Origin of the sequence: Nocardioides sp. LS1 (assembly GCF_003865225.1) — a bacterium.
In the GTDB taxonomy this organism is placed as follows: domain Bacteria; phylum Actinomycetota; class Actinomycetes; order Propionibacteriales; family Nocardioidaceae; genus Nocardioides; species Nocardioides ginsengisegetis.
The window spans coordinates 1,324,142-1,350,659 of the sequence record NZ_BIFF01000002.1 but is presented as its reverse complement, the minus strand read 5'-3'; the positions used below and the strand labels follow the sequence as shown (position 1 = coordinate 1,350,659).

At 73.2% G+C, this 26,518-nt stretch carries 26 protein-coding genes and 1 pseudogene; 17 read left to right on the top strand and 10 right to left on the bottom strand.

All coding sequences use genetic code 11. From position 1 onward, the window contains the following. Window positions 1-11: 11 nt before the first annotated feature. Window positions 12-1,310 (top strand): MFS transporter, encoded by a 1,299-nt coding sequence (locus tag EJF31_RS11320; RefSeq protein WP_260430781.1) that lies wholly within the window; start codon window positions 12-14, stop codon window positions 1,308-1,310. 27 nt (window positions 1,311-1,337) lie between these two features. Continuing rightward, window positions 1,338-2,900 (top strand): SDR family NAD(P)-dependent oxidoreductase, encoded by a 1,563-nt coding sequence (locus tag EJF31_RS11315; protein WP_125037133.1) that lies wholly within the window; start codon window positions 1,338-1,340, stop codon window positions 2,898-2,900. A 12-nt stretch (window positions 2,901-2,912) separates the two neighbouring features. On the opposite strand, the gene EJF31_RS11310 is transcribed toward EJF31_RS11315, so the two are convergent. Next, the gene (locus tag EJF31_RS11310; protein WP_125037132.1) at window positions 2,913-4,577 is read right to left on the bottom strand and encodes an AarF/ABC1/UbiB kinase family protein; all 1,665 of its coding nucleotides are present in this window, start codon (window positions 4,575-4,577) and stop codon (window positions 2,913-2,915) included. Between the two features lie 57 nt (window positions 4,578-4,634). Beyond that, entirely contained in the window at window positions 4,635-5,138 is a 504-nt protein-coding gene (locus EJF31_RS11305) for a DUF664 domain-containing protein (RefSeq protein ID WP_125037131.1), read from the bottom strand. Between the two features lie 74 nt (window positions 5,139-5,212). Here EJF31_RS11305 and EJF31_RS11300 point away from each other — a divergent pair, with 74 nt between their 5' ends. Beyond that, window positions 5,213-5,773, top strand: a complete 561-nt coding sequence (locus EJF31_RS11300; RefSeq protein WP_125037130.1) for a hypothetical protein — start codon at window positions 5,213-5,215, stop codon at window positions 5,771-5,773. Window position 5,774: 1 nt separating this feature from the next. Here EJF31_RS11300 and EJF31_RS11295 read toward each other — a convergent pair whose 3' ends face one another. The 3 genes from EJF31_RS11295 to EJF31_RS11285 are packed head-to-tail and all read right to left on the bottom strand — an operon-like array spanning window position 5,775 to window position 9,915. Next, entirely contained in the window at window positions 5,775-7,085 is a 1,311-nt protein-coding gene (locus tag EJF31_RS11295) for an alpha-hydroxy-acid oxidizing protein (RefSeq protein WP_260430780.1), read from the bottom strand. A 9-nt stretch (window positions 7,086-7,094) separates the two neighbouring features. Beyond that, complete coding sequence (locus EJF31_RS11290; RefSeq protein WP_125037129.1) at window positions 7,095-8,831, bottom strand: DUF429 domain-containing protein; 1,737 nt, start codon at window positions 8,829-8,831, stop codon at window positions 7,095-7,097. Then, a complete protein-coding gene (locus EJF31_RS11285) occupies window positions 8,761-9,915 on the bottom strand; it encodes a phosphatase PAP2 family protein (RefSeq protein ID WP_260430779.1) in 1,155 nt (384 codons plus the stop codon). The genes EJF31_RS11290 and EJF31_RS11285 overlap by 71 nt, the downstream gene beginning before the upstream one ends. 91 nt (window positions 9,916-10,006) lie before the next feature. On the opposite strand from EJF31_RS11285, the gene EJF31_RS11280 reads away from it, so the two are divergent. Genes EJF31_RS11280 through EJF31_RS11255 form a run of 6 tightly spaced genes read left to right on the top strand, consistent with a single transcriptional unit; the run spans window position 10,007 to window position 16,381 of the window. Then, window positions 10,007-11,035: a lysylphosphatidylglycerol synthase domain-containing protein gene (locus EJF31_RS11280; RefSeq protein WP_185736211.1), complete on the top strand. Its 1,029-nt coding sequence runs from the start codon at window positions 10,007-10,009 to the stop codon at window positions 11,033-11,035. Beyond that, entirely contained in the window at window positions 11,032-12,138 is a 1,107-nt protein-coding gene (locus EJF31_RS11275; protein ID WP_125037126.1) for a glycosyltransferase family 4 protein, read from the top strand. Before EJF31_RS11280 ends, EJF31_RS11275 begins: the two co-directional genes overlap by 4 nt. Next, window positions 12,135-12,932: a PIG-L family deacetylase gene (locus EJF31_RS11270; RefSeq protein WP_125037125.1), complete on the top strand. Its 798-nt coding sequence runs from the start codon at window positions 12,135-12,137 to the stop codon at window positions 12,930-12,932. Before EJF31_RS11275 ends, EJF31_RS11270 begins: the two co-directional genes overlap by 4 nt. Window positions 12,933-12,981: 49 nt before the next feature. Further along, window positions 12,982-14,145, top strand: coding sequence for a glycosyltransferase (locus tag EJF31_RS11265; protein WP_125037124.1), 1,164 nt, complete (start codon window positions 12,982-12,984; stop codon window positions 14,143-14,145). Then, a complete protein-coding gene (locus tag EJF31_RS11260) occupies window positions 14,142-14,870 on the top strand; it encodes a polysaccharide deacetylase family protein (protein ID WP_125037123.1) in 729 nt (242 codons plus the stop codon). Before EJF31_RS11265 ends, EJF31_RS11260 begins: the two co-directional genes overlap by 4 nt. After that, window positions 14,867-16,381, top strand: a complete 1,515-nt coding sequence (locus EJF31_RS11255) for a hypothetical protein (RefSeq protein ID WP_125037122.1) — start codon at window positions 14,867-14,869, stop codon at window positions 16,379-16,381. The genes EJF31_RS11260 and EJF31_RS11255 overlap by 4 nt, the downstream gene beginning before the upstream one ends. A gap of 3 nt (window positions 16,382-16,384) precedes the next feature. On the opposite strand, the gene EJF31_RS11250 is transcribed toward EJF31_RS11255, so the two are convergent. After that, complete coding sequence (locus EJF31_RS11250; RefSeq protein ID WP_221767528.1) at window positions 16,385-16,759, bottom strand: iron chaperone; 375 nt, start codon at window positions 16,757-16,759, stop codon at window positions 16,385-16,387. A gap of 45 nt (window positions 16,760-16,804) precedes the next feature. Here EJF31_RS11250 and EJF31_RS11245 point away from each other — a divergent pair, with 45 nt between their 5' ends. The 5 genes from EJF31_RS11245 to EJF31_RS11225 all read left to right on the top strand — a co-directional run bounded on the left by EJF31_RS11245 (window position 16,805) and on the right by EJF31_RS11225 (window position 19,988). Further along, window positions 16,805-17,344, top strand: a complete 540-nt coding sequence (locus EJF31_RS11245) for an AAA family ATPase (protein WP_185736210.1) — start codon at window positions 16,805-16,807, stop codon at window positions 17,342-17,344. After that, window positions 17,341-17,946, top strand: a complete 606-nt coding sequence (locus tag EJF31_RS11240) for a GNAT family N-acetyltransferase (protein WP_260430777.1) — start codon at window positions 17,341-17,343, stop codon at window positions 17,944-17,946. The genes EJF31_RS11245 and EJF31_RS11240 overlap by 4 nt, the downstream gene beginning before the upstream one ends. An 88-nt stretch (window positions 17,947-18,034) precedes the next feature. Next, window positions 18,035-18,373 carry a YciI family protein gene (locus EJF31_RS11235; protein ID WP_125037119.1) on the top strand — a complete coding sequence of 113 codons (339 nt, stop codon included), beginning with the start codon at window positions 18,035-18,037 and terminating at the stop codon, window positions 18,371-18,373. 23 nt (window positions 18,374-18,396) lie between these two features. After that, on the top strand, window positions 18,397-19,596 hold the full coding sequence (locus EJF31_RS11230; RefSeq protein WP_260430776.1) for an RNA polymerase sigma factor: 1,200 nt from the start codon (window positions 18,397-18,399) through the stop codon (window positions 19,594-19,596). A 47-nt stretch (window positions 19,597-19,643) separates the two neighbouring features. Further along, the gene (locus EJF31_RS11225; RefSeq protein WP_125037118.1) at window positions 19,644-19,988 is read left to right on the top strand and encodes a YciI family protein; all 345 of its coding nucleotides are present in this window, start codon (window positions 19,644-19,646) and stop codon (window positions 19,986-19,988) included. A 9-nt stretch (window positions 19,989-19,997) separates the two neighbouring features. Here the strand turns inward: EJF31_RS11225 and EJF31_RS22555 are convergent, their stop codons facing one another. Both EJF31_RS22555 and EJF31_RS11220 read right to left on the bottom strand, forming a co-directional pair. Further along, on the bottom strand, window positions 19,998-20,264 hold the full coding sequence (locus EJF31_RS22555; RefSeq protein WP_373994721.1) for a cation:proton antiporter regulatory subunit: 267 nt from the start codon (window positions 20,262-20,264) through the stop codon (window positions 19,998-20,000). A 63-nt stretch (window positions 20,265-20,327) separates the two neighbouring features. After that, window positions 20,328-21,188, bottom strand: a pseudogene (locus EJF31_RS11220) (RimK family alpha-L-glutamate ligase); the annotation flags it as partial. Window positions 21,189-21,211: 23 nt separating this feature from the next. On the opposite strand from EJF31_RS11220, the gene EJF31_RS11215 reads away from it, so the two are divergent. The 3 genes from EJF31_RS11215 (at window position 21,212) to EJF31_RS11205 (ending at window position 23,136) form a co-directional block, all read left to right on the top strand. Then, window positions 21,212-21,685 carry a RimK/LysX family protein gene (locus EJF31_RS11215; RefSeq protein WP_125037116.1) on the top strand — a complete coding sequence of 158 codons (474 nt, stop codon included), beginning with the start codon at window positions 21,212-21,214 and terminating at the stop codon, window positions 21,683-21,685. Continuing rightward, on the top strand, window positions 21,685-22,680 hold the full coding sequence (locus EJF31_RS11210) for a succinylglutamate desuccinylase/aspartoacylase family protein (protein WP_125037115.1): 996 nt from the start codon (window positions 21,685-21,687) through the stop codon (window positions 22,678-22,680). The genes EJF31_RS11215 and EJF31_RS11210 overlap by 1 nt, the downstream gene beginning before the upstream one ends. Before the next feature lie 93 nt (window positions 22,681-22,773). Next, window positions 22,774-23,136, top strand: coding sequence for a hypothetical protein (locus EJF31_RS11205; RefSeq protein WP_125037114.1), 363 nt, complete (start codon window positions 22,774-22,776; stop codon window positions 23,134-23,136). Between the two features lie 14 nt (window positions 23,137-23,150). On the opposite strand, the gene EJF31_RS11200 is transcribed toward EJF31_RS11205, so the two are convergent. Further along, window positions 23,151-23,441, bottom strand: coding sequence for a hypothetical protein (locus EJF31_RS11200; protein ID WP_125037113.1), 291 nt, complete (start codon window positions 23,439-23,441; stop codon window positions 23,151-23,153). 40 nt (window positions 23,442-23,481) lie between these two features. Then, on the bottom strand, window positions 23,482-25,908 hold the full coding sequence (gene dnaB, locus EJF31_RS11195) for a replicative DNA helicase (protein WP_221767574.1): 2,427 nt from the start codon (window positions 25,906-25,908) through the stop codon (window positions 23,482-23,484). Window positions 25,909-26,518 lie beyond the last annotated feature (610 nt).

Genomic DNA, 26,518 nt, shown 5'->3' with positions numbered 1-26,518 from the left:
GGTTCTGGACCGTGGCGAGGTTCCGGGACGGCATCAAGGACCTGGTGGCGGACACGCGGCCGCTGCAGAACCCGCACTTCCGGCGCCTGTGGACGGCCAACATCATCACGGTGATCGGCGCCCAGCTGACGGTCGTCGCGGTCCCGGCGCAGATCTACGCCGAGACCCACTCCTCGGCGTACGTCGGCCTCACCGGGCTCTTCGGCCTGGTCCCGCTCGTGGTCTTCGGGCTGTGGGGCGGGGCGCTGGCCGACGTCTTCGACCGGCGCACCATGCTGATCTGCACGACCGCGGGCCTGATCGGCACCAGCGCGCTGTTCTGGCTGCAGGCAGCGCTCGGCGGCGGCCACGTGTGGCTGCTGCTCGGGCTCTTCTCGGTGCAGCAGGCGTTCTTCGCGGTCAACCAGCCCACCCGGAGCGCGGTGCTGCCCAAGCTCCTGCCGCTCGAACAACTGCCGGCCGCCAACTCGCTGAACATGACGATCATGCAGGCGGGCGCGATCGCGGGTCCGCTCGTCGCCGGCACGTTGATCCCGGTGCTCGGCTTCTCCTGGCTCTACCTGCTGGACACGCTCACCCTCTTCGCCACCCTCTCCGCCGTGGTCCGGCTCCCCCGACTCGCCGTCGAGGGCGCACCGACGACCACGCCCGGGCTGCGGTCGGTCGTCGAGGGGCTGGCCTACCTGCGTGGCCACCCGGTGCTGCTGATGTCCTTCGTGGTCGACCTGATCGCGATGGTCTTCGGCATGCCGCGCGCGCTGTTCCCGCAGATCGCCCACGAGGGCTTCGGCGGCCCGTCGGGCGGCGGCCTGGCGTTCGCGCTGCTGTTCGCCGCGATCCCCGCGGGCGCCGTCGTCGGCGGCGTCTTCTCCGGCTGGGTCTCCCGGGTCGACCGGCAGGGCCGCGCGGTGATCGTCTGCATCCTCGTCTGGGGGCTGGCGATGGTCGGCTTCGGCGTCGCCGTCGGGCTCGCCGGCCACTGGCGCACCCCGATGCTCGTCGCCGCGGTCGCGATGCTGGTGCTCGGCGGGGCGGCCGACATGGCCTCGGCGGCGTTCCGCACGAGCATGCTGCAGAGCGCGGCCGCCGACTCGGTCCGCGGCCGGCTGCAGGGCGTCTTCATCGTCGTGGTCGCCGGCGGGCCGCGGATCGCGGACGTCGCCCACGGGGCCACGGCCGCGGCGGTCGGCACGGCCGCGGCAGCCGCCGGCGGCGGCGTGCTCGTCGTGGTCGGGACGGTCGTCGCGGCGATCGCCGTACCGTCCTTCGTGCGCTACCGGATCACCCGGCCCGCCGCCGAAGCGGTCTGAGCGACCTCCCACGCCTACCATCGACCGGTGAATCCGAGCAGCACCGACGATCTCGACGCCGCCCTCGACGCCGCCCTCGACCCGGCTCTGGCCGCCGAGGCGGGCGTCGACCCCGAGGACCTCGCGACCACGGTGCGGGTGCTGCAGCAGCTGCACCACCTGCCCGAGGACCACCCGGACATCCGGACGGTCAAGCACGCGGCCTCGCACATGTACAAGGCGCTCAAGCGCGAGCGCCGCACCCGCAAGCGCGCCGCCGAGCTGGCGGCAGACCGGGCCGTCACCGAGCGCACCGCGACGGGCTCGCCGATGCGGATCGACGACGAGACCCAGGGCATCCCGCTGGTCTCGTCGGTGAAGGGCGCCTTCGCGGGCGAGCTGATCAACCCGCGCGGCTGCTACATCTGCAAGAACGACTACACGCTGGTCGACGCGTTCTACCACTACCTCTGCCCCACCTGCGCGGCCTTCTCCCACACCAAGCGCGACCAGCGCACCGACCTCAGTGGCAAGCGGGCGCTGCTGACCGGCGGCCGGGCCAAGATCGGCATGTACATCGCGCTGCGGCTGCTCCGCGACGGCGCCCACACGACCATCACGACGCGCTTCCCCAAGGACGCCGTACGCCGGTTCGCCGCCCTCGAGGACAGCGCCGACTGGCTGCACCGGCTCAAGATCGTCGGCATCGACCTGCGCGACCCCACCCAGGTCGTGTCGCTCGCCGACGAGGTCGCCGCCGCGGGTCCGCTCGACATCCTGATCAACAACGCCGCCCAGACCGTGCGGCGCTCCCCGGGCTCCTACAGCCAGCTGGTCGAGATGGAGTCGGCGCCGCTGCCCGACCACAGCGAACTGTTAGGGCTGCCGGAGATGGTCACCTTCGACCGGATCAGCGAGGCCCACCCGGCCGCGATCGCCGGCACCCTGCGCCAGCACGCCGTGGCCCACCACGAGGGCGAGTCGGTCGAGGAGGCGATCGCGGCGCAGACCGCGGCCTCGATGACCGCGCTGGCCCTGACCGCCGGCAACGCCAGCCTCGAGGCCCACCTCGCCGGGACCGCCGTCGACGCCGGCGGCCTGCTGCCCGACCTGCAGACCGAGAACTCCTGGACCCAGAAGGTCGAGGAGGTCGACCCGCTCGAGCTGCTCGAGGTCCAGCTCTGCAACGCGACGGCGCCGTTCATCCTGATCTCGCGGCTGCGGCCGGCGATGCGGGCCGCCCGCGCCGCCGGGGCGCGGCGGACCTACGTGGTCAACGTGTCCGCGATGGAGGGGCAGTTCTCCCGGTCCTACAAGGGCCCCGGCCACCCGCACACCAACATGGCCAAGGCCGCGCTCAACATGCTGACCCGCACCAGCGCGGGCGAGATGTTCGAGACCGACGGGATCCTGATGACGGCCGTCGACACCGGCTGGATCACCGACGAGCGCCCGCACCAGGAGAAGCTGCGGATCGCGGCCGAGGGCTGGCACGCGCCGCTCGACCTGGTCGACGGCGCGGCCCGCGTCTACGACCCGATCGTGATGGGCGAGGCGGGGCAGGACCTCTACGGCTGCTTCGTGAAGGACTTCAAGCCCAGCCCCTGGTGATCGGGGGGGTGATCAGGTGCCGGTCCGGTCCTGCCGGGCGACCTTCCGGTCGGTCAGCACGATCCAGCCGGCCAGCGCGGCGCCGGCGAGCACGGCGAACATGAAGAACCCCATCGCCAGCGCCGGGTAGCCCCAGATCCGGTGGTCGGTGGGCACCCGCATCATCAGGGCGGCGCCCAGGACGGTCGCCGCGATGATGATGCCCAGGGTGACCCGGTTGGCGACCCGTTGCAGCACCCGGTGGAGCCGCTCCTCGTCCATCGCCTGCACGCGCACGGAGAACTCGCCCTCGGCGAGGGCGTCGAGGATCCGGTTGGCGCGCTTGGGCAGCAGGGAGGTGAACTCCTTGGCCTCGATCGCAGCCGCCATCACCCCGGCCGGGCTCACCTTGAGCCCGCTGGCGAGCAGGTCGCCGACGTTGCTGCGGATGGCCTGGGCGGGGTCGAAGTCGGGGTCGAGGTGCAGCGTGACCCGGTCCAGGTTGAGCAGCGCCTTGCCGACCATGGACATCTCGGCCGGCGGCCGGAGCCCGTGCTGTCCGGAGGTGCGGCTCAGCTCCATCAGCACGGTGCCCGCCTGCACGTCGGACCCGGCGACGGCCGCCTCGGTCACCAGGTGGGCGACCTCGTCCCGGAAGGCGGCAGCGTCGTAGTCGTCCAGGGGGTGGCCCATCCCGGCCAGCACGGCGGCGGCCTCGTCGCCGTCGCCGTCCCCGATCGCCAGGAGCAGCCGGACCAGGCGGTCCTGGAGCCGCCCGGGGACCGTGGTGACCATGCCGAGGTCGAGCAGGCCGAGCCGCCCGTCGTCGGTGAGGAGGACGTTGCCCGGGTGCGGGTCGGCGTGCAGGACGCCGTCCTGGAGCATCAGCTTGAGGTAGCAGGCGAAGAGCTGGTCGACCATCGGCCGCGCCTCGACCTCGAGCAGGCCGAGCGGACCGACGTCGGTGACCTTGCGGCCGTCGAGCCGCTCCATCGTCAGCACCCGCGAGCTGGAGTGGTCCGGGACCGGCTCGGGGACGACCAGCAGGTCGTAGCCGGCGCACAGCTCCCGGAACTTCGCCAGGTTGCGGGCCTCGCGCCGGTAGTCCAGCTCGCCCGCCAGCGAGCGCCGGAACTGCGTGAGCAGGTCGCCGAAGCCGTAGCGACGGCCGGCCCCCGTGTGGCGGTCCGCGAGCCCGGCCAGCTTCGCGAGCACCTCCATGTCCTCGCGCGCCTGGTCGCGCGCGTCGGGACGCTGCACCTTCACCACGACGCGGCGCCCGCTCGGGAGGGTGGCCCGGTGGACCTGCCCGAGCGAGGCGACGGCCATCGGCTCGGGGTCGAAGTCGGCGAAGAGGTGCCGGATCTGGCCGCCCAGCTCGCCCTCGACGATCTCCTGCACCTGCGCGAAGGGGAACGGCTCGGCCGCGTCCTGGAGCCGCGCGAGCGCGGTCGTGTACGCCGTGGGCAGCAGGTCGAAGCGCGTGGACAGCAGCTGCCCGAGCTTCACGTAGGTGGGCCCGAGGTTCTCGAGGTCGCGGGCGAACGCCTCGGCCTCGTCGACGTCGCCCGCCGGCATGTCGTCGTCGATCGAGAACTCGTCGAGCCCCGCCCCGGCGAGCAGGTCGGAGCGGCCGTGGCGGACGAGCAGGCGGGCGAGCGCGGCGTACCGCTGGGTGCTCGACGTCGGGGTTCCCATGGGGCCAGCATGCCCCGGGGACGGGCGCGCCGGACCACCCGGCCGGTTGCCGCCTCGTCAGCGGGCCAGCAGGCCGCGCACGAACTTCGCCTGACCGAGGTGCTGCAGCCCGTCGCCCGTGACGCTGACCAGCCGGACGCCGAGCGTGACCGGCGGGTCCCAGCGCTCGTCGACGACCCGGTCGAGGTCCGCCTCGGTCACGGTCTTGAGGAACGCCACGGACTGCTCGTGGACGGCGGTCAGATAGGCGGCGAGCAGGCCCGCGGACGCCCGCACCCGGCCCGCCTTCTCGCGGCTGTGGCCGTAGCCGGTGTCACCGGTGTCGAAGGGGAAGTGGAAGCGCGCGTTGAAGCCCTGCTCGGTCCACACCTGCTCGGTCCCGGCGACCTCGGCCACGTGGTCGTCCTGGATCCGGGCGAGGTGCCAGACGAGCCAGGCGATCGAGTTGGCGTCGGGCCCGACCCGGTGAGTCAGCTCGTCGGGCTCGAGGCCCTCCACGACGGCGCACCCGCCCTCGGCGATCCGCCCGAAGGCATCCAGCAGGAGCTCGGCAGGGGTCATGCCCTCGAGGCTATGCCGCGGTCGGCGCCGAGCCCATCCCACAGATCGGTGACCACGGCTGTCATGATCCGGCCGTGGACAGGTCCCGGGCGTCGTACGCCGTGCTCGCGCTGCTCGTCGCCGCCTCGCTGGCGATGACGGTCTGGGTGGTCGGCGCGCGCCACGAGCTCGACCAGGTCGAGGCGCACTGGGCCGGGGCGCCGGCCTGCACGGGGGCGACCGTCAAGCCCTACCGGGACGGCTGGATGATCGGCGCCCGACCGGCCATGAGCTGCCGCATCACCCTGGCGGTCACCAACCGCTCGGGGCGCGACGTGCTCGTCGACAGCGTCGTCGCGCCGGGTCTCGGGAGCATGGCGGGGGGCACCGCCGTCGCCCTGACGAAGGCCGACACCAACCCCGACGGGCTCGACGCCGAGCTCCCCGTCGACCGGGTCCTGCCCGACGGGCGGACCGTGAAGGTCGCCCTCGAGATCGGCTTCCGCGACGGCGCCTGCGGTGGTGACGACGCCGGCGGGCTCCTGTCGGTCGCGCACTGGCCCGAGGTCGGACTCTCGCTGTGGCAGCGCACCGCGCTCGTCCCCGCCGACCGCACCCTCTACGTCCGCGACGCCAGCGGCTCGTCCTGCCCCTGAGTCAGGCCAGGAGGTCCCGGGTGATCTCGTCGACCGTGGAGACCCCGGTCAGCGCCATCGTCAGGTCGAGCTCGGCGAGCACGTGCTCCATGACGGCCTGGGCGCCGGCGGCGCCACCGAGCGCGAGGCCGTAGACCCACGGCCGTCCGACCAGGACCGCCGAGGCGCCGAGCGCCAGCGCCTTGAAGGCGTCGGCGCCGCTGCGCACGCCGGAGTCGAACAGCACCGGGATCCGGTCGCCGACCTCCTCCACGATCCGCGGCAGGGCGTCGAGCGAGCCGATCGCGCCGTCGACCTGGCGGCCACCGTGGTTGGAGACCACGATCCCGTCCATGCCGTGCTCGATCGCGAGCGCGGCGTCGCGCGGGTCCTGGATGCCCTTGAGCAGGATCGGCAGGGAGGTGCGCGAGCGCAGGTAGTCGAGGTTGTCCCAGGTCAGCGAGGACCGCGAGAACACGTCGAGGAACGTCTCGACCGCCGCCCGCGGCACCGGCGAGCGCAGGTTGTCGACGAACCCACCGGGGTAGTGCCGGGCCATCGAGAACAGCGCCCTGACCGCGGACAGCGTCGGCCGCGGCGTGGGCTCGGACGACGGGGTCGCCGCGCGGGCCTCGGCGAGCGCGCGGAACGCCGGGTCGCTGGTGTACTGCGCGATGCCCTCGGCCCGCGCGAAGGGGAGGTAGCCGAGGTCGAGGTCGTGCGTCCGCCAGCCGAGCACGTGGGTGTCGAGGGTGACGACGATGGCCTCGCTGCCGATCGCCTCGGCCCGCCGCACGAAGGAGTCGACGACGGAGTCGTCCCGGCTCCAGTAGAGCTGGTACCAGCGCGGGGAGTCGCCGAGCGCCTCCGCGGTCTCCTCCATCGGGATCGAGCCCTGCGTCGAGATCACCATCGGCAGCCCCAGCGACCGGGCCGCCGCGGCGACCGCGCGCTCGGCCTCGGGGTGGGCCATCTCGAGCACGCCGATCGGCGCGAACAGGACGGGCGCGGGGATCCGGCGGCCGAACAGCTCGACCGACAGGTCGCGGTCCTCCACGTCGACCAGCATCCGCGGCACGATCCGGTGCTTGTCGAAGGCCTGCAGGTTGGCCCGCACCGTGCGCTGCTGCCCGGCGCCGCCGGCGACGTAGGCCCACGCCTCGGGGCTCATCCGGCGCTCCGCCTCGGCCTCGAGCGCGGCCGGCTCGACCGGGACGACGGGCCGGCGACCGAAGACGCCCTCGCGGTAGATCCGGCTCTGCACCGCGCGGCCGACGGAGATCGCGGCCTGGGCCGCTCGGGCGGTCAGCGGGTCGGTCTTGGTCTCGGTCACGCGCACTCCTCAGGAGGTGGGTCGGTCCAGGGCCAGCTTCTCCAGCCGACCGGTCAACGCAGCAGCGCGGTGGGCGTTACCGTGCAGCCCCACGTAGCGCTCGCGGAACGCCGCGAGGAGCGCGTCGTCGAGCCGGCGCACGGCGCCCGGCGGGTAGCGGTAGTCCATCCGCGCGGTGAGGTCGAGCGCCTCGACGGTCCGCAGCACGTCGGCCAGCTCGACCAGCGAGGTGACCCCGAGCTCGAGCAGCAGCCCGGAGATCCAGGTGTAGTGGTCGGTGCGCGACCAGCCGGCATCGGCGTACTGCCCGGCCAGGAAGGCCGCCAGCTCGCGCGGGTCGATGCGCGGGTCGTCGTCCTCCGGCGCGCTCGGCTCGCTCGCCGCCACCTGGGTGGTCAGCCGGTCCCGGATCGTGGAGAACTCGCGGTCGGCCAGCTCCAGCAGCCCGGCCGCGAGGGTGAACCGTCGGTCGAAGTCCGGCACGTGCTCGTCGGGGATGGTGCCCTTGTAGCGGATGTCGTGCTCGAACTCCGCCCACGCGTGCTGCAACACCGTCCGGATCTGCACCTGCGCGCGGAGCCCGGCGAGGGCGGCGTACGCCGGCTCCCCCTCCCGCGTCGCGTCGAGCCCGATCAGCAGGTGCCGCGAGGCGTAGCCGAAGCGGCCCTGGCTCGCGGTCTCCTGCCCCATGTCGCGGTCGTCGTGGATCACGACCTGGTCGCCGAGCAGGTCGGCGACCGCGGCGACGTCGCTGTGCACGTAGGTGATGACGCGGATGCCGATCGTGTCGGTGATGTCGCGCAGCGGGTCGACGAAGACCGGGACGCCCTCGACGGTGCGGGCCGCCTTGGCCGCGAACGAGGACACGCTCTTGGCCCGGCCGGTGACGCTCAGGTAGTTGATGCCGGCCTCGTCGAGGACCGACTCGACGAGCTCGACGAATGCGGCGCCGGCCTCGCGCAGCTCGGCGTGGCGCGCGGCGTACTCGCTGATGGCGGTCTGGACGACCTCCTGCCGCGCGAGGTCCTCGGTGCGCAGCGAGGGGGTCACGATGTAGCCCTCGGTCAGGTAGGCCTCGGGGTTGCCGTAGGTCGTGGTGCGCTCGGGCCAGCGATGCGCGAAGAGCGCGACGTAGGCGCACACGACGGCGTCGACCTGGTCCTCGACGACCCGCAGCTCGGCCTTCTTCGTCGCGGTCTCCACGGCCCGGCGCAGCGCCGACCACGCGCCGTTGGTGCGTACGACGCCCTCGACGAAGCCCATCAGCACGAGCAGCTCGGACTGCAGCTGGTCGAAGGAGCGGCCGGGCTTGTCCTTGTACTTCAGCGTCCGGGGCAGCCCGAACAGCACGACGGTCGCGGGGTGCGGGTAGACCTCGATCGCGCGCCGGTCGCGGCCCGACCGCGGGTCCATGTCGAGGCCGAGCCGGGCGACCAGCCGGCCGCCGCGGGAGCCGTGGGCAAACTCCGGCTTGCCGGTGTTGGAGGGGTGCGTGCCCGCCTCGAAGCGGCGGAAGTCCTTGCTCAGCGCGCGCTCGGCCGGCCGCGACCCGGTCGGGTTGGTGACGACCAGGGGCGCGTCGATCGCGACCAGGCACGGCCCGTCGACCCAGGAGCCCAGGGCCTCGACGATCTCGTCGTCGTTGCCCGCCGCCTGGACGTGCACGAGGGCACCGTCAGCGTCGAGGACCGCCAGCCCGGTGGGCTTCTTCTCCCCCCAAGCGAGGTCCACGCCGACGAAGTGCATGTGCGCAGCCTGCACCATCGGCGCCCGCTCGGCACGGGTACACCGTCCGCCGGCCCAGCCAGACCGCCAGCGCCGCGATCGCCAGCCCGGCGACGTCGTCGACGGCGAAGTGCCAGCCGAGGTAGACCGTGGCGACCAGGGTGCCGGCGAGGAAGAGCGTCATCGCGCGGGTCGCGCGGCGCATCCCGTAGTGCCGGACCATCAGCAGGATCACCGTCGTCACCCCGACGTGCAGGCTCGCGAACGCCGAGACCTGGGCGAAGGAGTCGTGCCAGCCCGGGTGCGCGAGCAGCTGGTCACGCTGTGCCAGGTAGCGGGCCTGGGTGTCGGTCACGATCGTGTGCGGCAGGCCCGCGAAGTCCTCCGGCGACTGGTGGAAGGGCCCGAGCGAGGGGACCAGGTAGTAGGTGCCGACCCCCAGGATCCAGACCCAGACCATCGAGGCGATGAAGAACCAGCCGTCCCGCACCCGGTCGGTCAGCGCCAGGGCCGCCACGAACGCCACCGACACCAGGGTCGGGAAGGACTCGTAGATCGCGATCAGGACGTACGCCGCGAGGTGCTGGCCGAGCACGTCGTGCAGCAGCACGGCCGGCGAGTGGCCCAGGAACAGCGTCTCGTCGACGCGGGTCAGCAGCGCGTCGCGCTCGGTGTTGAGGACGTCCCAGCTCTTGAGGTTGTGGTAGCAGAAGTAGACCGCGTGGTAGGCCGCCAACCCGGCCAGCACCAGCCCGGTCCGGGTCGGCGTCCAGCGCTCCCGGAGGGTCGCCCACACGGCCGCCGGCGTGCGGAGTCCGCGCGGCGTGCGACGTACGGCGTCGACTGCGGCGAGCGCCACCAGCAGCGCGAGCGTGATCGCGACGCGGGTCCGGAGGATCTCGCCGCCGGGGTCCCGGACCGGGATCCCGACCTCCCACGAGCGCCAGGCCGTGACCGCCGCGAAGGCCACCACGACCAGCCAGACCCGGCCCACCCAGCGCAGGTCGGGCTCGTCGGTCCCCGGACTGGTGGTCAGATCGGTGGCCGGTCCGTCGGCGTCTCGGGCAGGGGCGACGGCGCGCGGCCGGTCGTCGATGGAGGTCACGGCCGAAGGATGGCCGCCCGCGCCTGCACCCTGCCTGACCGGGGTCGACACGTTCAGGTGGCTGGCAGGCCCCACGCCGGACGATCGCGGCATGACCACCGCTGTCGTCGCCCCGGCCCGACCGGGCCCGTGGGCGGCCGCCCGCACCCTCGTCGTGGTGGCGGCCGTCGCGGCCCTGTTCGTGGTCGTGGTGCCGCGGGTCTCGGGCGCGCCGTGGGCCCTCGTCGGCCAGCAGCTCGCCCGTGTCCCGCTGCCGGAGCTGGGCCTCCTCGGCCTGCTCTGGGCCACCGGACTGCTCCTGCACACCATCACGCTGACCAGCGCCCTGCCCGGCCTCACCCACCGCCGCGCGTTGACCCTGAGCCTGACCGGCAGCGCGGTTGCCAACGTGCTGCCGCTGGGCGGCGCGGCCGGGATCGCCCTGAACTACCGGATGGTCCGGGCCTGGGGGCACGACCGGGCGGCCTTCGCGGCGTACACCGTCGTCACCAACACATGGGACGTCCTCGCCAAGCTGCTGCTCCCGCTGCTGGTGCTGCCGGTCGCGCTGCTGCTCGACCACGGCGCGCTCACGCGTTGGGCCGGTACGGCGACCGTCGCCACGGTGCTCCTTGCCGTCGCGGCCGCCGTCGTGGCGGTCCTGGCCGCCAGCCCCGTCTGTGCGGGGCGGACCGGCCGGGCCGTCGACCGGGCTGCCCGGCCGCTGCTGCGCCGGCTCGGCTCGACCCGCGAGCCGCACGTCGAGGCGTGGCTGCTCGGCCTGCAGTCGCAGTGCGGGTGGCTGGTCCGGCACCGCTGGCGCCAGCTGACGTTGGGGATGAGCGCCTACACCGCGATGCTCGCCCTGCTCATGCTCGCCTGCTTCGCCATCGCCGGCGTGGGGATCGGGCCGGGTGCGGTGCTGCTCGCGTTCGCCGTCGAGCGGCTGCTCACCCTGGCCGGGCTCACCCCGGGCGGCGCGGGCGTCGTCGAGGTCGGCCTGGTCGGCGTCGCGGTCGCGCTCGGTGGCGCGCCGGTGGCGGCGGTGGCGGGCGTGCTGCTCTACCGCGTCTTCACGTTCGGCATCGAGATCCCGGTCGGCGGCGCCGGGCTCGCGGCGTGGCTGTGGGCCCACCGGTGAGGCGGGTCCTGCACGTCACCGACTGCTACCTGCCGCGGCTCGGGGGCATCGAGATGCACGTCTCCGACCTGGTGGCCCACCAGCGCGCCGCCGGCGCGGACGCGCGGGTGCTGACCACGACGCCCGACCCCGGGGCCGCCGACCCCGCCTGGGTGCACCGGCTCCCCGCATCGGGGCCGCTCGCGCTCGACGCCGCCATCGCCGAGGTGCTCGCCGCTCAGCACCCCGACGTGGTCCACGTGCACGTCTCGGTCTGGTCGCCGTTCGCCAGCATCGCCGCGCGCCGGGCCGCCGCGCTCGGCATCCCCACGCTCGTCACCATCCACTCGCTGTGGACCTACCTCGGTCCGCTCCCCGCCATGGCCCGCGGCGTCCTGGGCCTGCGCGACTGGCCCGTGCACTGGTCGGCGGTGAGCGACCGCGCCGCCGGGCCGATCCGCGCGATGCTCGGCCCGGACGTGCCGGTCGACGTGCTCCCCAACGCGGTCGACCCGGCCGACTGGCGGCTGCCCCCGGCACTGGTGGACGTGCCGACCCTGGTCACCGTCGGCCGGCTCGCCTGGACCAAGCGGCCCCTCGCGCTGGCCCGGATGCTGCGTGACCTGCGAGGTCGGCTGCCCGAGGACATGCCGGTCCGCGCCGTGGTCATCGGGGACGGCCCGCAGCGCCAGCGCCTCGAGGCCTACCTGCACCGGCACGGCATGGCCGACTGGGTCTCGGTCCCGGGCCGCCTCGAGCGGAGCGCGATCCGTGACCACCTCGCCGCCGCCTCCGTGTACGTCGCCCCCGCGGTCCTCGAGTCGTTCGGCATCGCGGCCCTCGAGGCGCGCTGCGCCGGCCTGCCGGTCGTGGGCAGCAGCCGCAGCGGCCTCGGCGAGTTCGTCACCCACGGCGTCGACGGCCTGCTCGCGGACTCCGACGACGGCATGGTCGACGCACTCGTCGAGCTCCTGACCACGCCCGGGCTCCGGGCCGACATCGCCGCCCACAACCGGCAGGTCGCCCCCGACCTGGGCTGGGACGTGGCCCGGGCCCGCACCGACGCGCTCTACGACCGGGCCGTCCTGCGTGCCGGCGATCGACGTACGGCGGTGGCCGGATGAGCTGGACGGTCGTCTCGTTCCACGCCCATCCCGACGACGAGGCGCTGCTCGTGTCGGGGACGCTGGCCCGGGCCGCGGCGCAGGGGCACCGGGTCGTGGTCGTGGTCGCGACCGCCGGCGAGGCCGGTCTGGCCGAGGACCGCACCGACCTCGGCGACCGTCGCCTCGCGGAGCTGGAGGCCTCGGCCGCCGCCATCGGCGCGGCCCGCGTGGAGGTGCTCGGCTATGCCGACTCCGGCTGGCCGGCACCGATCCGCGGACGGGGCACGACGTTCGCGACCACGGACGCGCGCCGGGTCGCGGAGGACCTCGCGGCGATCCTCGTCGAGGAGGAGGCCGACGTCCTCACGATCTACGACCCCGCCGGCGGCTACGGCCACCCCGACCACGTGCAGGTGCACCGCGCCGGGCTGGTGGCCGCCGCCATCGCCGGCACGCCCGTCGTCCTGGAGGCCACGATCGACCGGCAGTCGCTGCAGCGCGCCGTGGGCTGGCTGGCCCGGCTCGCCCGGGTCCTGCCGCTGCCCGCGCTGCCGACGCTGGACGCGGCCTACACCGCCCGCGCCGACCTCACCCACCGCGTCGACGTCCGCGACCACCTCTCGGCCAAGCGGGCCTCGATGCGGGCCCACGCGTCCCAGGCTACCGGGGACGGCGGCGCCCGGACCCTCGCGCTGCTGCTCCGGCTGCCGGCACCGCTGGCCCGGCGCGTGCTCGGCACCGAGTGGTTCCGCGAGGTCGGCCGCGCGCCCGGACGGCCGCTGCTCGACGACGTCTTCGCCTCCCTGCGCTGAACCTGCAGCATTCAGGTTGTCTGCAGCCACTCCGAGCCACCCTTCGACCATGACCGCGATGCTCGAGGGCCCGGCGACCGCTTCCCCGTCGCTGTGGCGCTCGCGCCCCCGCGGGCCCGGCTTCCCGTTCCTGGACCCTCAGGACGGACCGGCCGAGGTGCACATCGTCTCGGGGAGCTTCGGGGCCGGCCACGACGCGGCCGCCCGCGAGATCGCCATCCGGCTGACCGCGCAGGGCCACCTGGTGCAGATGTGGGACGTCGTCGACCTGTTCCCGGCGGCGATCGGCCGGATGCTGCGCGCGGCGTACCTCAAGCAGCTCGAGGTGAGCCCGGCGTCCTGGGGCGTGCTGCTGCGCCACCTCCAGCCCGGCGGTGTCCTGCACCGGCTGGTCACGCGGGCGCTGGCCATCACCTCGCGACGGCTGCTCACGATGGCCCGCGGCTCCGACCTGGTCGTCTCGACGCACCCGTTCGCGAGCCAGGCCCTGGGTCGGCTCCGGATGCGCGGCCGGCTCACCACGCCGGTCGTCACCTACCTCACCGACCTCTCCGTCCACCCCCTGTGGGTGCACCGCCACGTCGACCACCACCTCGCGCTGCACGACATCGCCGCCCGCCAGGCCGTCGCGCTGGGCGGCCGCGCCACCGTCATCGAGCCGCTCGTCCCGCACGTCGACCCGGACGTCGTCGCCCCCGAGGGCACCCGCGCCGCCTGCCGCGCCGCGTGGGGGCTCGACCCCGGGACCCGCCTCGCCCTGATCGCCGGGGGGTCGCTCGGCATCGGCGAGCTGACCGCCGCGGCCCTCGACGTGGTCGCGACCGGGCTCGCCGTGCCGGTGGTCCTCTGCGGACACAACGCCGTCCTGCAGCGTCGGCTCGAGATGGTCACCGGCGTGGTCGCGCTCGGCTGGCGCGACGACCTGCCGACCCTGCTGCGCGCCGTCGACCTCGTCATCCAGAACGCCGGCGGGTTCACCTCCCTCGAGGCGCTCGACGCGGGCGTCCCGGTGCTGACCTACCGCTGCCTGCCGGGCCACGGCATGACCAACGCGGCCGCCCTCGAGGAGGCCGGCCTGGTCCCCTGGGTGCGGTCCCCCGAGGAGCTCGCGCCCGCCCTGGTCGAGGCCTTCGCCCAGCCGCAGGCGCCGCTGCCGGCGCCCACCCGCCCCACTCTCGTCCACGCCCTGGCCACCCAGCGGGTGCCGGCATGAAGCGGGCCGCCCTGGCGGCCGCCGCCGTCGTGACACACGCTCCGGCGCTCGCCTCGATCGGCCCGTTGCGCCGCCACCTGCTGCCCGGTCTGTCCGGCGTCGGCCCGGGCCCGCACATCGCCCTGACCTACGACGACGGCCCCGACCCGGACACGACGCCGTACTTCCTCGACCTGCTCGAGGCCCATGGCCGCACCGCGACCTTCTTCCTGCTCGCCGCCCACGCGGCCCGGCACCCCGTGCTCGTGGCCGAGATGGCGGCCCGCGGCCACGAGCTGGCCGTGCACGGCTGGGACCACACCTGCGTCGCCCTCAAGCGGCCGGGCACTCTCGCGCGGGACCTCCGCGAGAGTGCCCGGCTCCTCGAGCAGCTGACCGGGGAGACCCCGCGGTGGTACCGCCCGCCCTACGGCGTCCTCACCACCCCGGCCCTGTACGCCGCCAGGGCGGCCGGGCTGCGCACCGTGCTGTGGACCGCGTGGGGTCGGGACTGGGAGGCCGGCGCGACCCCGGCCCGGATCGTGCGCACCGTCGAGCGACGGCTCGCCCCCGGCGGCACCGTGCTGCTCCACGACACCGACCGCACCTCGGCGCCCCGCTCCTGGGAGCGCACGCTCGCCGCGAGCGCGATCCTGCTGGACCGTTGGGACCGGGCCGGACAGGACCTTGGACCCCTGCGCGACCACGGCTGCGACGCGAGACTGGCCGCGGAGGCAGCCCCATGAGCTCGCTCACCCATGTTCACCCTCCCGGTCACGGGACCCGCGACCGGGCGCGGCAGGCGCCGTGGTGGTCGCCGCGACCCGTCCCGTGGGGCGTGCTGGTCGCGGCCCTCGCCGGTGCGGCCGCGTGGGCGCCGTACGTCACCAAGCCGCTGAGCCCCGACGAGGGCGGCTTCCTGATGGTCGCCGCGCAGTGGTCCCCCGGCACCTCGCTCTACGGCGACTACTGGGTGGACCGGCCGCCGCTGCTGATCCAGCTCTTCGACCTGGCGGGCGGCGCCGTCGGGCTCCGCCTCATGGGGATGCTCGCCGTGGTCGTCACCGTCCGGCTCGCGGGCCGGGTCGGGCACCAGCTCGCGCCGTGGAGCCGCTCGGTCCCGGTCTGGTGCGCGGCCACCGCCGCGGTCTTCCTCTCCACCCCGCTCTTCGGGATCGGCGAGGTCGACGGCGAGGTGCTGGCCCTGCCGTTCGTCATGGCCGGCCTGGCCGCCGCCCTCCAGGCGTACGCCGATCCCGTCGGCCGCAACAGCCGCACCTGGTGGCTGCTCGCCGGGGCGTCCGGGGCCTGTGCCGCGCTGGTCAAGCAGAACCTCCTCGACGTCTTCGTCGCGGTCGCGGTGCTGACCGTGCTGATGGTCCGGTCGGGGGCGGGCCGGGACGTCGTCCGGCGGTCGGCGTACTCCGTCGTGGGCGCGGGGGTCGTGACCGCGCTCGCCGTCGGCTGGGCGGCCGCCCGTGGCACGGACCCGGTCGAGCTGTGGGACGCGATGGTGACGTTCCGCTTCCAGGCCGCCGCGGTCATCCACGCCTCGTCCACGTCCACCACGCCGGGGCGCGCGATCGGGATGACCCTGGCGGCGCTGCTGTCGGGCGCTCTCCCGATCGTGGTGCTGCTCGGCTCCACGTTCCTGCTCCGGCGACGGTTCACGCGGGCGCACGCGCTCGCCGTGGCCCTGCTGGCGTGGGAGGTCGTCGGCGTCGTGGGCGGCGGCAGCTACTGGCTGCACTACCTGATCGGCGCGGTCCCCGGACTGGTCGTCGCCGTGGCGGCGACCCTCACCCACTCCCGGCTGCACCGCTTCGCCACCCGCGCCCTCGTCGCACTCGCAACCGTCTCGGCCGTGGTCTCCCTCGGCCTGGCCGTGCACGCCCACCCCGGCTGGCGCGAGGACGCCGCCGTCGAGTCCTACCTGCGCACCCACGCCCACCCGGGCGACACCGGCGTGATGGCCTTCGGGCACCCCGACGTGCTCCAGGCGGCCGGGCTGGCCAGCCCCTACGACGAGCTGTGGAGCCTGCCGGTCCGGGTCCGCGACCCGCAGCTGGCCGAGCTGACCCGCGTGCTGGAGGGACCGGCGCGGCCGACCTGGGTCGTGGTGAGCGGCTCGACCCTGGCCACCTGGGGCGTCGACGAGCGCACCGCCCAGGCCGCGCTCGTCCGGCTCTACCACCCGGTGACCGCGCTCGACGGCTACACCGTCTACCTGCTCGACGGCATCCCCGGGCAGCGCTGACCTCTACGAGCCGAGGCCGTCCTCGCGCTGGCGCAGCAGCGCCTCGACGATCCGCGCCACCAGCGGCAGCGGCAGCTCGCGGTCGAGCGGGAACCGCGCGGTGGCCTTGGTGGCCCGGTAGGGCCTGAGCTCCCGCTCGAGGGCGCCGTCGGTGCCGTCCTCGGCGGGCGTGGGGTAGAGGCTGAGGTAGCTCGTCCAGCCGGCGAAGTGGACCAGCGCCCGGCCGTGCAGCTTGTAGGTCGGCATCCCGTAGGAGATCAGCTCGACGGCCGCGGGCGCCGCGGCCCTGACGGTCGCCCGCATCGCCTGCAGCTTCACCTGCACCTCGACGGGGAACGACGCGACGTACTCGTCGACCGTGTCGTACCTCTGTGCCACGCCGTCCTCCTGCCGCCACATCCCCGCGGGCCTACGATCCACCACGTGAGCCGGCTGATCCACCTCAATGGTCCTCCCGGGATCGGGAAGTCGACGCTGGCACGCCGCTACGTGGACGAGCACCCGGGTGTCCTCGACTGCGAGATCGACGTCCTCCGCACCCTCGTCGGCGGGTGGGAGGCGGACTTCCGCGGTGCCGGGACCCTGGCCCGTACGGCGGCGCTCGCCCTCATCTCCGAGCACCTCGCCACCGGCCACGACGTGGTGCTGCCGCAGCTGGTGGCACGGCTGAGCGAGCTGGAGCGGTTCGAGGCGGCCGCCCGGCAGTCCGGCGCGGACCACGTCCACGTCCTGCTCACCGACAACCCCGTCGCCGCGGTCGACCGGTTCCACCGGCGCGTCACCCGCGACCCCTGGCACCACCACGCCAGGCAGGCCGTCGCGGCGATGGGCGAGGCCGGCCTGATCGCCCAGCACCGGGCGCTGTTCGACTTGGCCGCGCACCGCGCGCACACGGTCATCATCCGCAGCACCGACGGCGATCCCGACACCACCTACGCGCGTCTCCTGGAGGCCCTGCAGTGACCGGCTCGAGCGATCCCGTGCCCGTCCAGGACCTGTCCGCCGTGCCCTGGCCCGTGCGGACCGGGCGACTCACGATCCGGCCGGCCACGATGGCGGACCTCGAGGCCACGTGGGAGTTCCGCCGGCGGCCCGAGGTCAGCGAGTGGCTGACCTCGCTGCCCAGCGACCTCGAGGCCTACCGCGACCGCTTCGACCAGCCGCACCGGCTCTCGCGCACGCTGGTCATCGAGCTCGGCGAGCCCGGCGGCCCGGTCGTCGGCGACCTGATGCTCTGGCTCAAGGACGCCTGGGCGCAGTCGGAGGTCGAGGAGCAGGGCCGTCGGCAACAGGTCGAGCTCGGCTGGGTGGTCCACCCCGACCACGCCGGTCGCGGCATCGCCACCGAGGCCGTCGCCGCGCTGCTCCACGTCTGCTTCGAGGACCTCGGCGTGCACCGGGTCGAGGCGCTCTGCTTCGCCGACAACGAGGCGTCGTGGCGGCTGATGGAGCGGGTCGGCATGCGGCGCGAGGCGCACTACGTCGCCGAGTCGCTGCACCGTTCCGGCCGCTGGCTGGACAGCTACGCCTACGCGGTGCTCGCCGACGAGTGGCGGAGCCGATGAGATTCGTCCGGCGGGGTTGTCGGATCCGGCAGCACGCCGTTCGTCGTCCCCACGACACCAACTCGAAGGTCCCACCGAAGGAGACCCCATGCGCTACCTGATGTTCGTCGTCGCCGACCCCGCCCTCGCCGCCGAGGCCGACCCGGACGCCGACGACCTCACGATCGACGAGTGGCTGGCCGAGGTCGAGGGCAAGCGGGTGATCGGGGACCGGCTCGAGCGCCCCGACGCCGCCAAGACCGTCTGGGTCAGCAAGGGCGAGGTCCTCGTGACCGACGGCCCGTTCACCGAGAGCAAGGAGTGGATCGCCGGCTTCGACGTCATCGACGCCGACTCGCTCGAGGACGCGATCCGGATCGCCTCGCGGCACCCGCAGGCCAACGGCGGCAAGCTCGAGCTCCGTCCGTTCTGGACCGACGAGGACTGACCCTGCCCACCACCGACGCGGCCGTGGCCGCGGCCCTCGACGCCGCGGCCACGGAACGCGCCACGATCGTGGCGACCCTGATCCGGGTCACCGGGGACTGGGACCTCGCCGAGGACTGCGTCCAGGACGCCGTCGAGCGGGCCCTCGCCCGCTGGCCCGAGGACGGCGTACCCCACAACCCCGCCGCGTGGCTGACCACGGTGGCCCGCAACCGGGCGATCGACGTGCTGCGCCGACGACAGACCGAGCGCGCCCGGCTCCAGGAGGTGGCGATCATGGCGGACACCGACCCCGAGGCCGATCCCCAGACCGGCACCGACGACCTGCTCCGGCTGCTCTTCACGTGCTGCCACCCGGCGCTGGCGCTCGAGAGCCGCGTCGCGCTGACGCTCAGGACGGTCGCCGGCCTCAGCACCCAGGAGATCGCCCGGGCCTTCCTCGTGCCGGAGGCGACGCTGTCGCAGCGGCTGCTCCGGACCAGGCGGAAGATCACGGCCGCGGGGATCCCCTACCGCGTGCCGCCGCCCGAGGCGCTGGCCGAGCGCACCAGCGGTGTCCTGGCCGTGGTCTACCTGGTCTTCAACGAGGGCTACGGCCGCCGGGCCGACGACCTCGCGCTCGAGGCCCACCGGCTCGCCACGCTGCTGGCCGACCTGATGCCCGACCACGACGAGGCGCGCGGGCTGCTCGCGTTGATCACCTTCCAGCTGTCCCGCCGGGCGACCCGCTTCGACGAGGCCGGCGACCTGGTGCCGATGGAGGAGCAGGACCGCTCCCGCTGGGACCCCGACCTGGTGCAGCAGGGCCGTCAGCGCCTCGCCCGCGCGGCGCGCACCGGCAGGCCGCCCGGCCCCTACCGCCTGCAGGCGATGATCGCCGCCTGCCACGCCCGCGCCCGCACGGCCGAGGAGACCGACTGGGCCGCGATCGTGATGGTGTACGACGGCCTGCTGGCCGCCCACCCCTCGCCCGTCGTTGCGCTCAACCGGGCGGTGGCGATCGGCTTCCGCGACGGCCCCGAGGACGGCCTCGCGGCGCTCGCCCTGCTCGACGACCCGGCGCTGGCCGGCTACTACCTGCTGCCCGCGGCGCGGGCCGACTTCCTGCGGCGGCTGGGCCGGCACGACGACGCCGCCGCGGCGTACCGCCACGCCCTCGACCTCGCCGCCGCCGACGGCCCCGAGCGCCGGATCCTGCTGCGCCGGCTCGGCGAGGTCGGCTGACTCCCTCCACCCACCTCACGCCACCCCCTCTCACCCCAGGAGCACCCATGAAGTACGTCATGTTCGTCGTCCACGAGGAGGACGCCACCGACGCGGACCACGCGTCCGCCCCCGACGTCGAGGCGTGGTTCGCCGAGATGCGCGACCGCGGCACCTACGTCAGCGGCACGCGTCTCCACGAGCGCGAGACCGCCACCACCATCCGCGTGCGCGGCGGCGAGATGGTCGTCTCCGACGGCCCGTTCACCGAGGCCAAGGAATGGGTCGCGGGCTTCGCGGTCCTGGAGTGCGCCGACCTCGACGAGGCGATCGAGGTCGCCTCGAAGAACCCGGCCGCCCACTACGGCCGGGTCGAGGTGCGGCCCATCCACTCCTCCGACACCTTCGAGTAGGACCGCTGCTCAGACCTCGTGGATCGGCTCCGCGGGCAGCTTCTTGACCTTGCGCGTACGCCGGCGACGGCTCGGGATCATCGAGCGCATCTCCTCGAGCTTGCCGAAGCTGAGCAGCCGGTCCCCGGCCTCCAGCACGTGCCGGTCGCTCGGGTTGGGGATCACGTTGGTGCCGCGCTGCAGGGTCAGCGCCGAGATGTCGCGCTCCCTCAGTCCGGACTCGCCCAGCGTCTTGCCGACGAGGTCGGAGGCGGCCTGCACGAGGATCTCGGCCACGCCGTACCCGGTCGAGACCGTCAGCCGCTGGCGCACGTCGATCTCGGGGAAGGCGACCTGGTTGTCGATGTAGTCGATGATCGAGCCGGCCACGTCGAGCAGGGTGGCGCGCTCGATGCCCTCCAGGCCGGGCGAGGAGTTGACCTCCATCACCAGCGGGCCGTCGTTGCCCTCGAGCATGTCCACACCCGCGACCCGCAGGCCCATGATCTGGGCGGCGCGCACGGCGGCCTTCTCGAACTCCGGGTCGAGGTCCACCGGCTCGACGGAGCCGCCGCGGTGCACGTTGGAGCGGAACTCGTCGCCCTTCGCGACCCGGCGCATCGCCGCGACGACCCGGTCGCCGACGACGAGGGCGCGGATGTCGCGGCCCTTGCTCTCCTTGACGAAGTGCTGGATGAGGACGTTCTGCTTGGTGCTCTGCAGCGTCTCGATGATCGCCTCGGCGGTCTTGATCTCGGGGGCGAGGATCACCCCGATGCCCTGCGTGCCCTCGAGGAGCTTGATGACGACCGGCGCCCCGCCGACCCGTTCGATGGCGGGGATCACGTCGGCGCGGCCCTGGACGAACGTCGTGGCCGGCATGCCGATGTTGTGCTTCGACAGGATCTGGGTGGCCCGCAGCTTGTCGCGCGAGTTGGAGATCCCGTAGGAGGTGTTGGGCGTGTAGACGTCCATCTGCTCGAACTGCCGCACGACGGCGGTGCCGAAGTAGGTGATCGAGTTGCCGATCCGCGGCAGGACGGCGTCGTAGTGCGAGAGGGTTCTCCCGCGGAACTGCAGGTCCGGCTCGTCACCGGACAGGTCGATGCTGAACCGCAGCGTGTTCAACACCTTGACGTCGTGGCCCCGGTCGAGGGCGGCGGTGCGCAGGCGCTGCGTACTGTACGAGCGGGGCGCACGGGACAGGATCGCGATTTTCATGTTCCCCCGAAGAGAGGACGGACGTGTCAGCAGAACCTTCCTACACCGTTGCAGGTTGGCGCGAGTGGGTGAGTCTCCCCGGCGCCGGGGTGCCGTGGGTGAAGGCCAAGCTCGACACGGGTGCCCGCTCGTCGTCGATCCACGCCTTCGACGTCGAGGAGAGCGAACGGGACGGGAAGCCCTGGGTCCGCTTCTCGATCCACCCGTGGCAGAAGTCGGACGCCGACGTCGTCGAGGTCGAGGCCGAGGTGCTCGACGTCCGCGCCGTGCGGAGCTCCTCGGGCCAGAGCGAGGACCGGATCGTGGTGCCGATGGAGGTCACCCTGATGGGCCGCACCATCACCACCGAGATGACCTTGAGCCGTCGTGACGAGATGGGCTTCCGGATGCTCGTGGGCCGCGAGGGCCTGCGCCAGGGGTACGTCGTGGACCCCGGCAGCTCCTACCTCGGCGGCCGCCCGCCGGTGGCGATGCGTCGCCGGAACCGGGGTCGCTGATGGCCCGCGCGTCCTTCGAGATCGGCGGCGTCCGGGTCCGGGCCGGCAAGTCCCAGTCGCTGTCCCTGCCCATCACCCGGCTGGTGACCGGGGCCGACGTCGAGCTCCCGGTCCGGGTCGTGCACGGCCGCGAGCCCGGCCCCACGGTCTGGATCGACGCGGCGATCCACGGCGACGAGGCCGTCGGCGTGGAGGTGGTCCGCCAGGTGCTGGCCGCCCTGGACCCCAAGACGCTGTGCGGCACGCTGATCGCGGTGCCGATCGTCAACGTGCTCGGCTTCATGACCGGCAGCCGCTACCTGCCCGACCGTCGCGACCTCAACCGGTCCTTCCCCGGCTCGGCCCGCGGCTCGCTGGCCTCCCGGATCGCGCACCTGATGATGACCGAGGTGGTGGCCAAGTGCGAGGTCGGCATCGACCTGCACACCGGCTCGGACCGCCGCTCCAACCTGCCCCAGATCCGCACCGACCTCGAGGACCCCCGCACCCGCGAGCTGGCCGGCGCCTTCGGCGCTCCCGTCATGCTGCACGCCAAGCTCCGCGACGGCTCGCTGCGGCACGCCGCCCGCGAGCAGGGCGCCAAGGTGCTGCTCTACGAGGCCGGCGAGGCCTGGCGGATGGACGCCTGGGCCATCGACGCCGGCGTCCGGGGCGTACGCCGGGTGCTCGCCGCCCTCGGCATGACCGACCCGGTCGACGAGGAGCCGCCCCCGCCGAGCGCGGAGTCCTGGCGCAGCAGCTGGGTCCGCGCCCGCGGCACCGGCATGCTCCACCTCGAGGCCGACCTGGGTCAGCGGGTCGAGGCCGGCGAGCGCCTCGGCGGCCTCTTCGACTCCTTCGGCAAGCGGGTCCGCCTCGTGCACGCCGACCGCGCCGGCATCGTCATCGGCCGCACCGAGGCGCCGCTGGTCAACAGCGGTGACGCGGTCGTCCACCTCGCCGAGGTCGAGCCGTCCCCCGAGCCCCCTCCGGGACCACCGGCCCCGGAGGGGTGACTCTCGGCCCTGACGGCCGCTCCGCCGCGGGACGCAGACTGCAAGGGACCGGAGACGTGCGGTCCCGGTCAGTGGCACCCGAGAGGAGGAGCCATGGTCATCGGTATGGGTCTGGTCCTGATCGGCACCCTTGTCCTGCTGGTCGTCGCCGGCTGGGGCCTGCGTTCCCTGGGTCGCAGCACCGCCGCCACCGAGGCGCACCTGCACGACCCGCACACGCCCACCGTCGCCTACGTCGTGCCCGAGGGGCAGGACCCGGTGCCGCTGATGGCCGAGCTGAGCCTCAGCGGCTTCGTCTCGGTCGTCGACACCAGCGGGGGCGCCGAGCGGCTCCTGGTCGAGTGCGCACCCGCCCAGCGGTCGCAGGTGCGTGAGGTGATCGGGCACGTCGCCCAGCGCGACATCGACGGCACCGTGCTCCCCGCCGCCCGGGTCCGCTTCGAGGACGAGGCCTGAGCCCGGACCGGGCCTCAGCTCGGGGAGGAGCTCGACTCGACGAGGGTCAGGTGCGGGCCCACCGGCTGCTCGGTCGGGGCCTGCCCCACGGCCTGCTCCGCCGACCTCCGACGGCTGCGCATCCACACCAGCGCCCCGGCCAGCTCGGTGACGAGCAGGGCCAGCAGCAGCCCGGCGGGCAGCTGTCCCCAGACGTCGGCGACGAGGGCGACCACGGAGGCCAGCGTCAGCAGCACGACGACGCCCGCGCCGACGATCAGCGCGCGCGACAACGGGTGCGGTCGGTGCAGGTGGTGCAGGTCCATCGGTGTTCCCCCAGGTGTGACAGGCAGGAGGTGTGACAGGTCAGTGGGCCATGTCGACGAAGCGTGAGTAGTGGCCCTGGAACGCGACGGTGATGTCGCGGGTCGGACCGTTGCGGTGCTTGGCCACGATCAGGTCGGCCTCGCCGGGGCGGGTCGACTCCTTCTCGTAGACGTCGTCGCGGTGCAGCAGGATCACCATGTCGGCGTCCTGCTCGAGCGATCCCGACTCACGCAGGTCGCTCATCATCGGGCGCTTGTCGCCGCGCTGCTCGGGACCACGGTTGAGCTGGGACAGCGCGATGATCGGGAGCTCGAGCTCCTTGGCGAGCAGCTTGATCTGGCGGGAGAACTCCGAGACCTCGAGCTGGCGGGACTCGACCTTCTTGCCCGAGCTCATCAGCTGCATGTAGTCGATGACGATCAGCTGCAGGTCGTGGCGCTGCTTGAGGCGACGCGCCTTGGCCCGGATCTCCATCATCGTCATGTTGGGCGAGTCGTCGATGAACATCGGCGCCGAGGAGACCTCCCCCATCTTGCGCGCGAGCTTGGCCCAGTCGTCGTCGTTCATCTGGCCGTTGCGGATGTGGTTGAGCGGCACCTTCGCCTCGGCCGAGAGCAGGCGCATGGTGATCTCCGAGCGCGTCATCTCCAGGCTGAAGAAGCAGCTGGTCAGGTTGTTGTGGATCGACGCCGCCCGGCAGAAGTCGAGCGCCAGGGTGGAGTTGTGCGTGGGGATCATGGATCGACCGGCGAGGTAGAGGTGGTCCTCGTTGTCGACCTGCACACACCGCACGGGCACGCTCTTGACGCGACGGGCGGCCGTGATGTAGCGCCGACCGATCCGCGCGGTCGTCAGGGGACGCTCCTCCTTGTGGGCGACCTGCTTGCGGAAGAGCCTGAAGACCGTGTCGGTGGTCGAGAAGTTGAGGATGTAGCAGGTCGAGGTCTCCTCGGACCTGCCCCGCACGCTACGTGAAGTGCGACCGCACTTGTAGCCGAGGCTGACGATCAGCTCGTAGACGTCGTCGGCGAGCCTCTTGCTGGTCACCGCGAACTGGCACGACCCCACGCCCTTGACGACGGTGCCGTCGGTGTCCATGAGGCCGGCGAGCAGCTCTCGCCGCATGGCTTCCGACGCCCGGAGGTAGCTCGCCGGGATGTGCTTGTTGTCGAGCACGTCGACCTTGCGCAGGAGAGCGGTGAAGGTCCCGTGGTCCGCGTGGCACGCGGGGCAGAGACGACGCTTGGCCGCGGCGGCGCCGCAGTCCGCACAGACGCCCGGCACGTCGTCGTCCCGGGACAGGTTCGGCAGCTTGAGGGAGTAGAGCATCGCGCCCTGGTGGTGCACGTCGACCCCGTATCCCTCGAGGTACATCGGGATCTCGTCGGACTCGCACGTGATGCGGTTGCCCGCCGAGTGGCCATCACCCAGCCAGGCGCCCAGCACGTAGGGCGGCACGGGCAGCGCGGCACGCGAGCCCTCGAGGGGTGCGGCGTTGAGGACCGCATGGTTGGCCCGCTGGTCCGCCCCCACGGTCAAGGTCGCGGCGATCTGCTCGGTGGTGACGACGCCGGGCAAGATCCGCTGGTTCCGCGAACGGTTGTACTGGCGGTCCGCGGCCCACTTGGACTTCCGCGCGGCGCGCGTCTCGGTGAGCCACTGGTGCTCCCCGTCGGCGACGATCCGCGAGCCGTCGGAGAACTCGACCTCGTAGCACGGACGGTCGGTCATCACGTCGGTCGCCGCAACAACCCGGGTCGGGCGACCCTGAGCGTCGTACAGCTCGTCCCCGACCTGCACCTCGCCCATCGTGGTCCACCCCGACGGGGTCGGCAGCGGGGTGTCGAGCGCCAGCGCCTTTCCCATGGCGGGGCGAGCCGCGACGATGATCATCTGGCCGGAGTGCAGACCGTTGGTCAGGTCGTCGAGGTCGGCGAAGCCGGTGGGCACGCCGTAGAGGCCGGCCTCGCGGTTGCCGATCGCCTCGATCTCGTCGAGGACGCCGTCCATGATGTCGCTCAGCGGGACGTAGTCCTCGCCGGAGCGCTTGTCGGCGATCTTGTAGACCTCGGCCTGCGCCTGGTCGACCACGTCGTCGACCTGGCCCTCGCCGGCGTAGCCGATCTGGACGATCTTGGTGCCGGCGTCGACCAGCCGCCGCAGGATGGACTTCTCCCGGACGATCTCGGCGTAGTAGCCGGCGTTGGCGGCGATCGGCACGTTGGCCGACAGCGTGTGGAGGTAGGGCGCCCCGCCGATCTTCTGCAGCTCGCCGCGGCGCTGGAGCTCGGCGGCGACGGTGATCATGTCGACCGGCTCGCTGCGGCTGTAGAGGTCGATGATCGCGTCGTGGATCGTCTCGTGCGAGGGCCGGTAGAAGTCGGTCCCGCGCAGCACCTCGGCCACGTCGGCGATGGCGTCCTTGGAGAGCAGCATCGAGCCCAGGACGGACTGCTCGGCGGCCATGTCCTGGGGCGGCGTGCGGTCGCCGGGACTCGTGGGCCGCTCACCGGGGGCGTACGCCGCGGGGCCGTCGCCCCAGTGGTCGGTCGGCGGCTCGGGGAAGCTCCTCGAGTCGTGCTCGGTGACGCTCATCGTGTCTCCTGAATCGTTCCCGGTCGACCCCTCGGACGCGTTGCCCCGACGGTAGCCACGACCACCGACACTCCCGCCCGCGACCCCCTGCGGAGCCCGCCGCCCGGACCGGATCCGGGGCCGGACGGGCCCCCGTCACCGGTGGGCGACTCGTGGACCGTACGCGTCCGGAGGGGGCTGGGGACAGCCGGTTGTCCACAGGCTCTGTGGATAACTGTGCAATCCCCGTGGACGACACGCGCGTTGGTGTGCACAGCTTGGGGAGTTCGCTGTGGACAGGTAGTCAGGTTCGGCACCTACCACGTCGCTGACCTGCATGAATGCGTTTCCACACCTGTGGAGAGAAAATCCCTCCCAACTAATTTCGTTCACCTGGCAGACACGCTCGGTACGCCGGAGGGTTTATCGACAAAGCGCTGACAACCGGGGATTCCCACAGGTATGGGGTAGTTACCCACAGGCAATCTCGGACTAGTCCCGT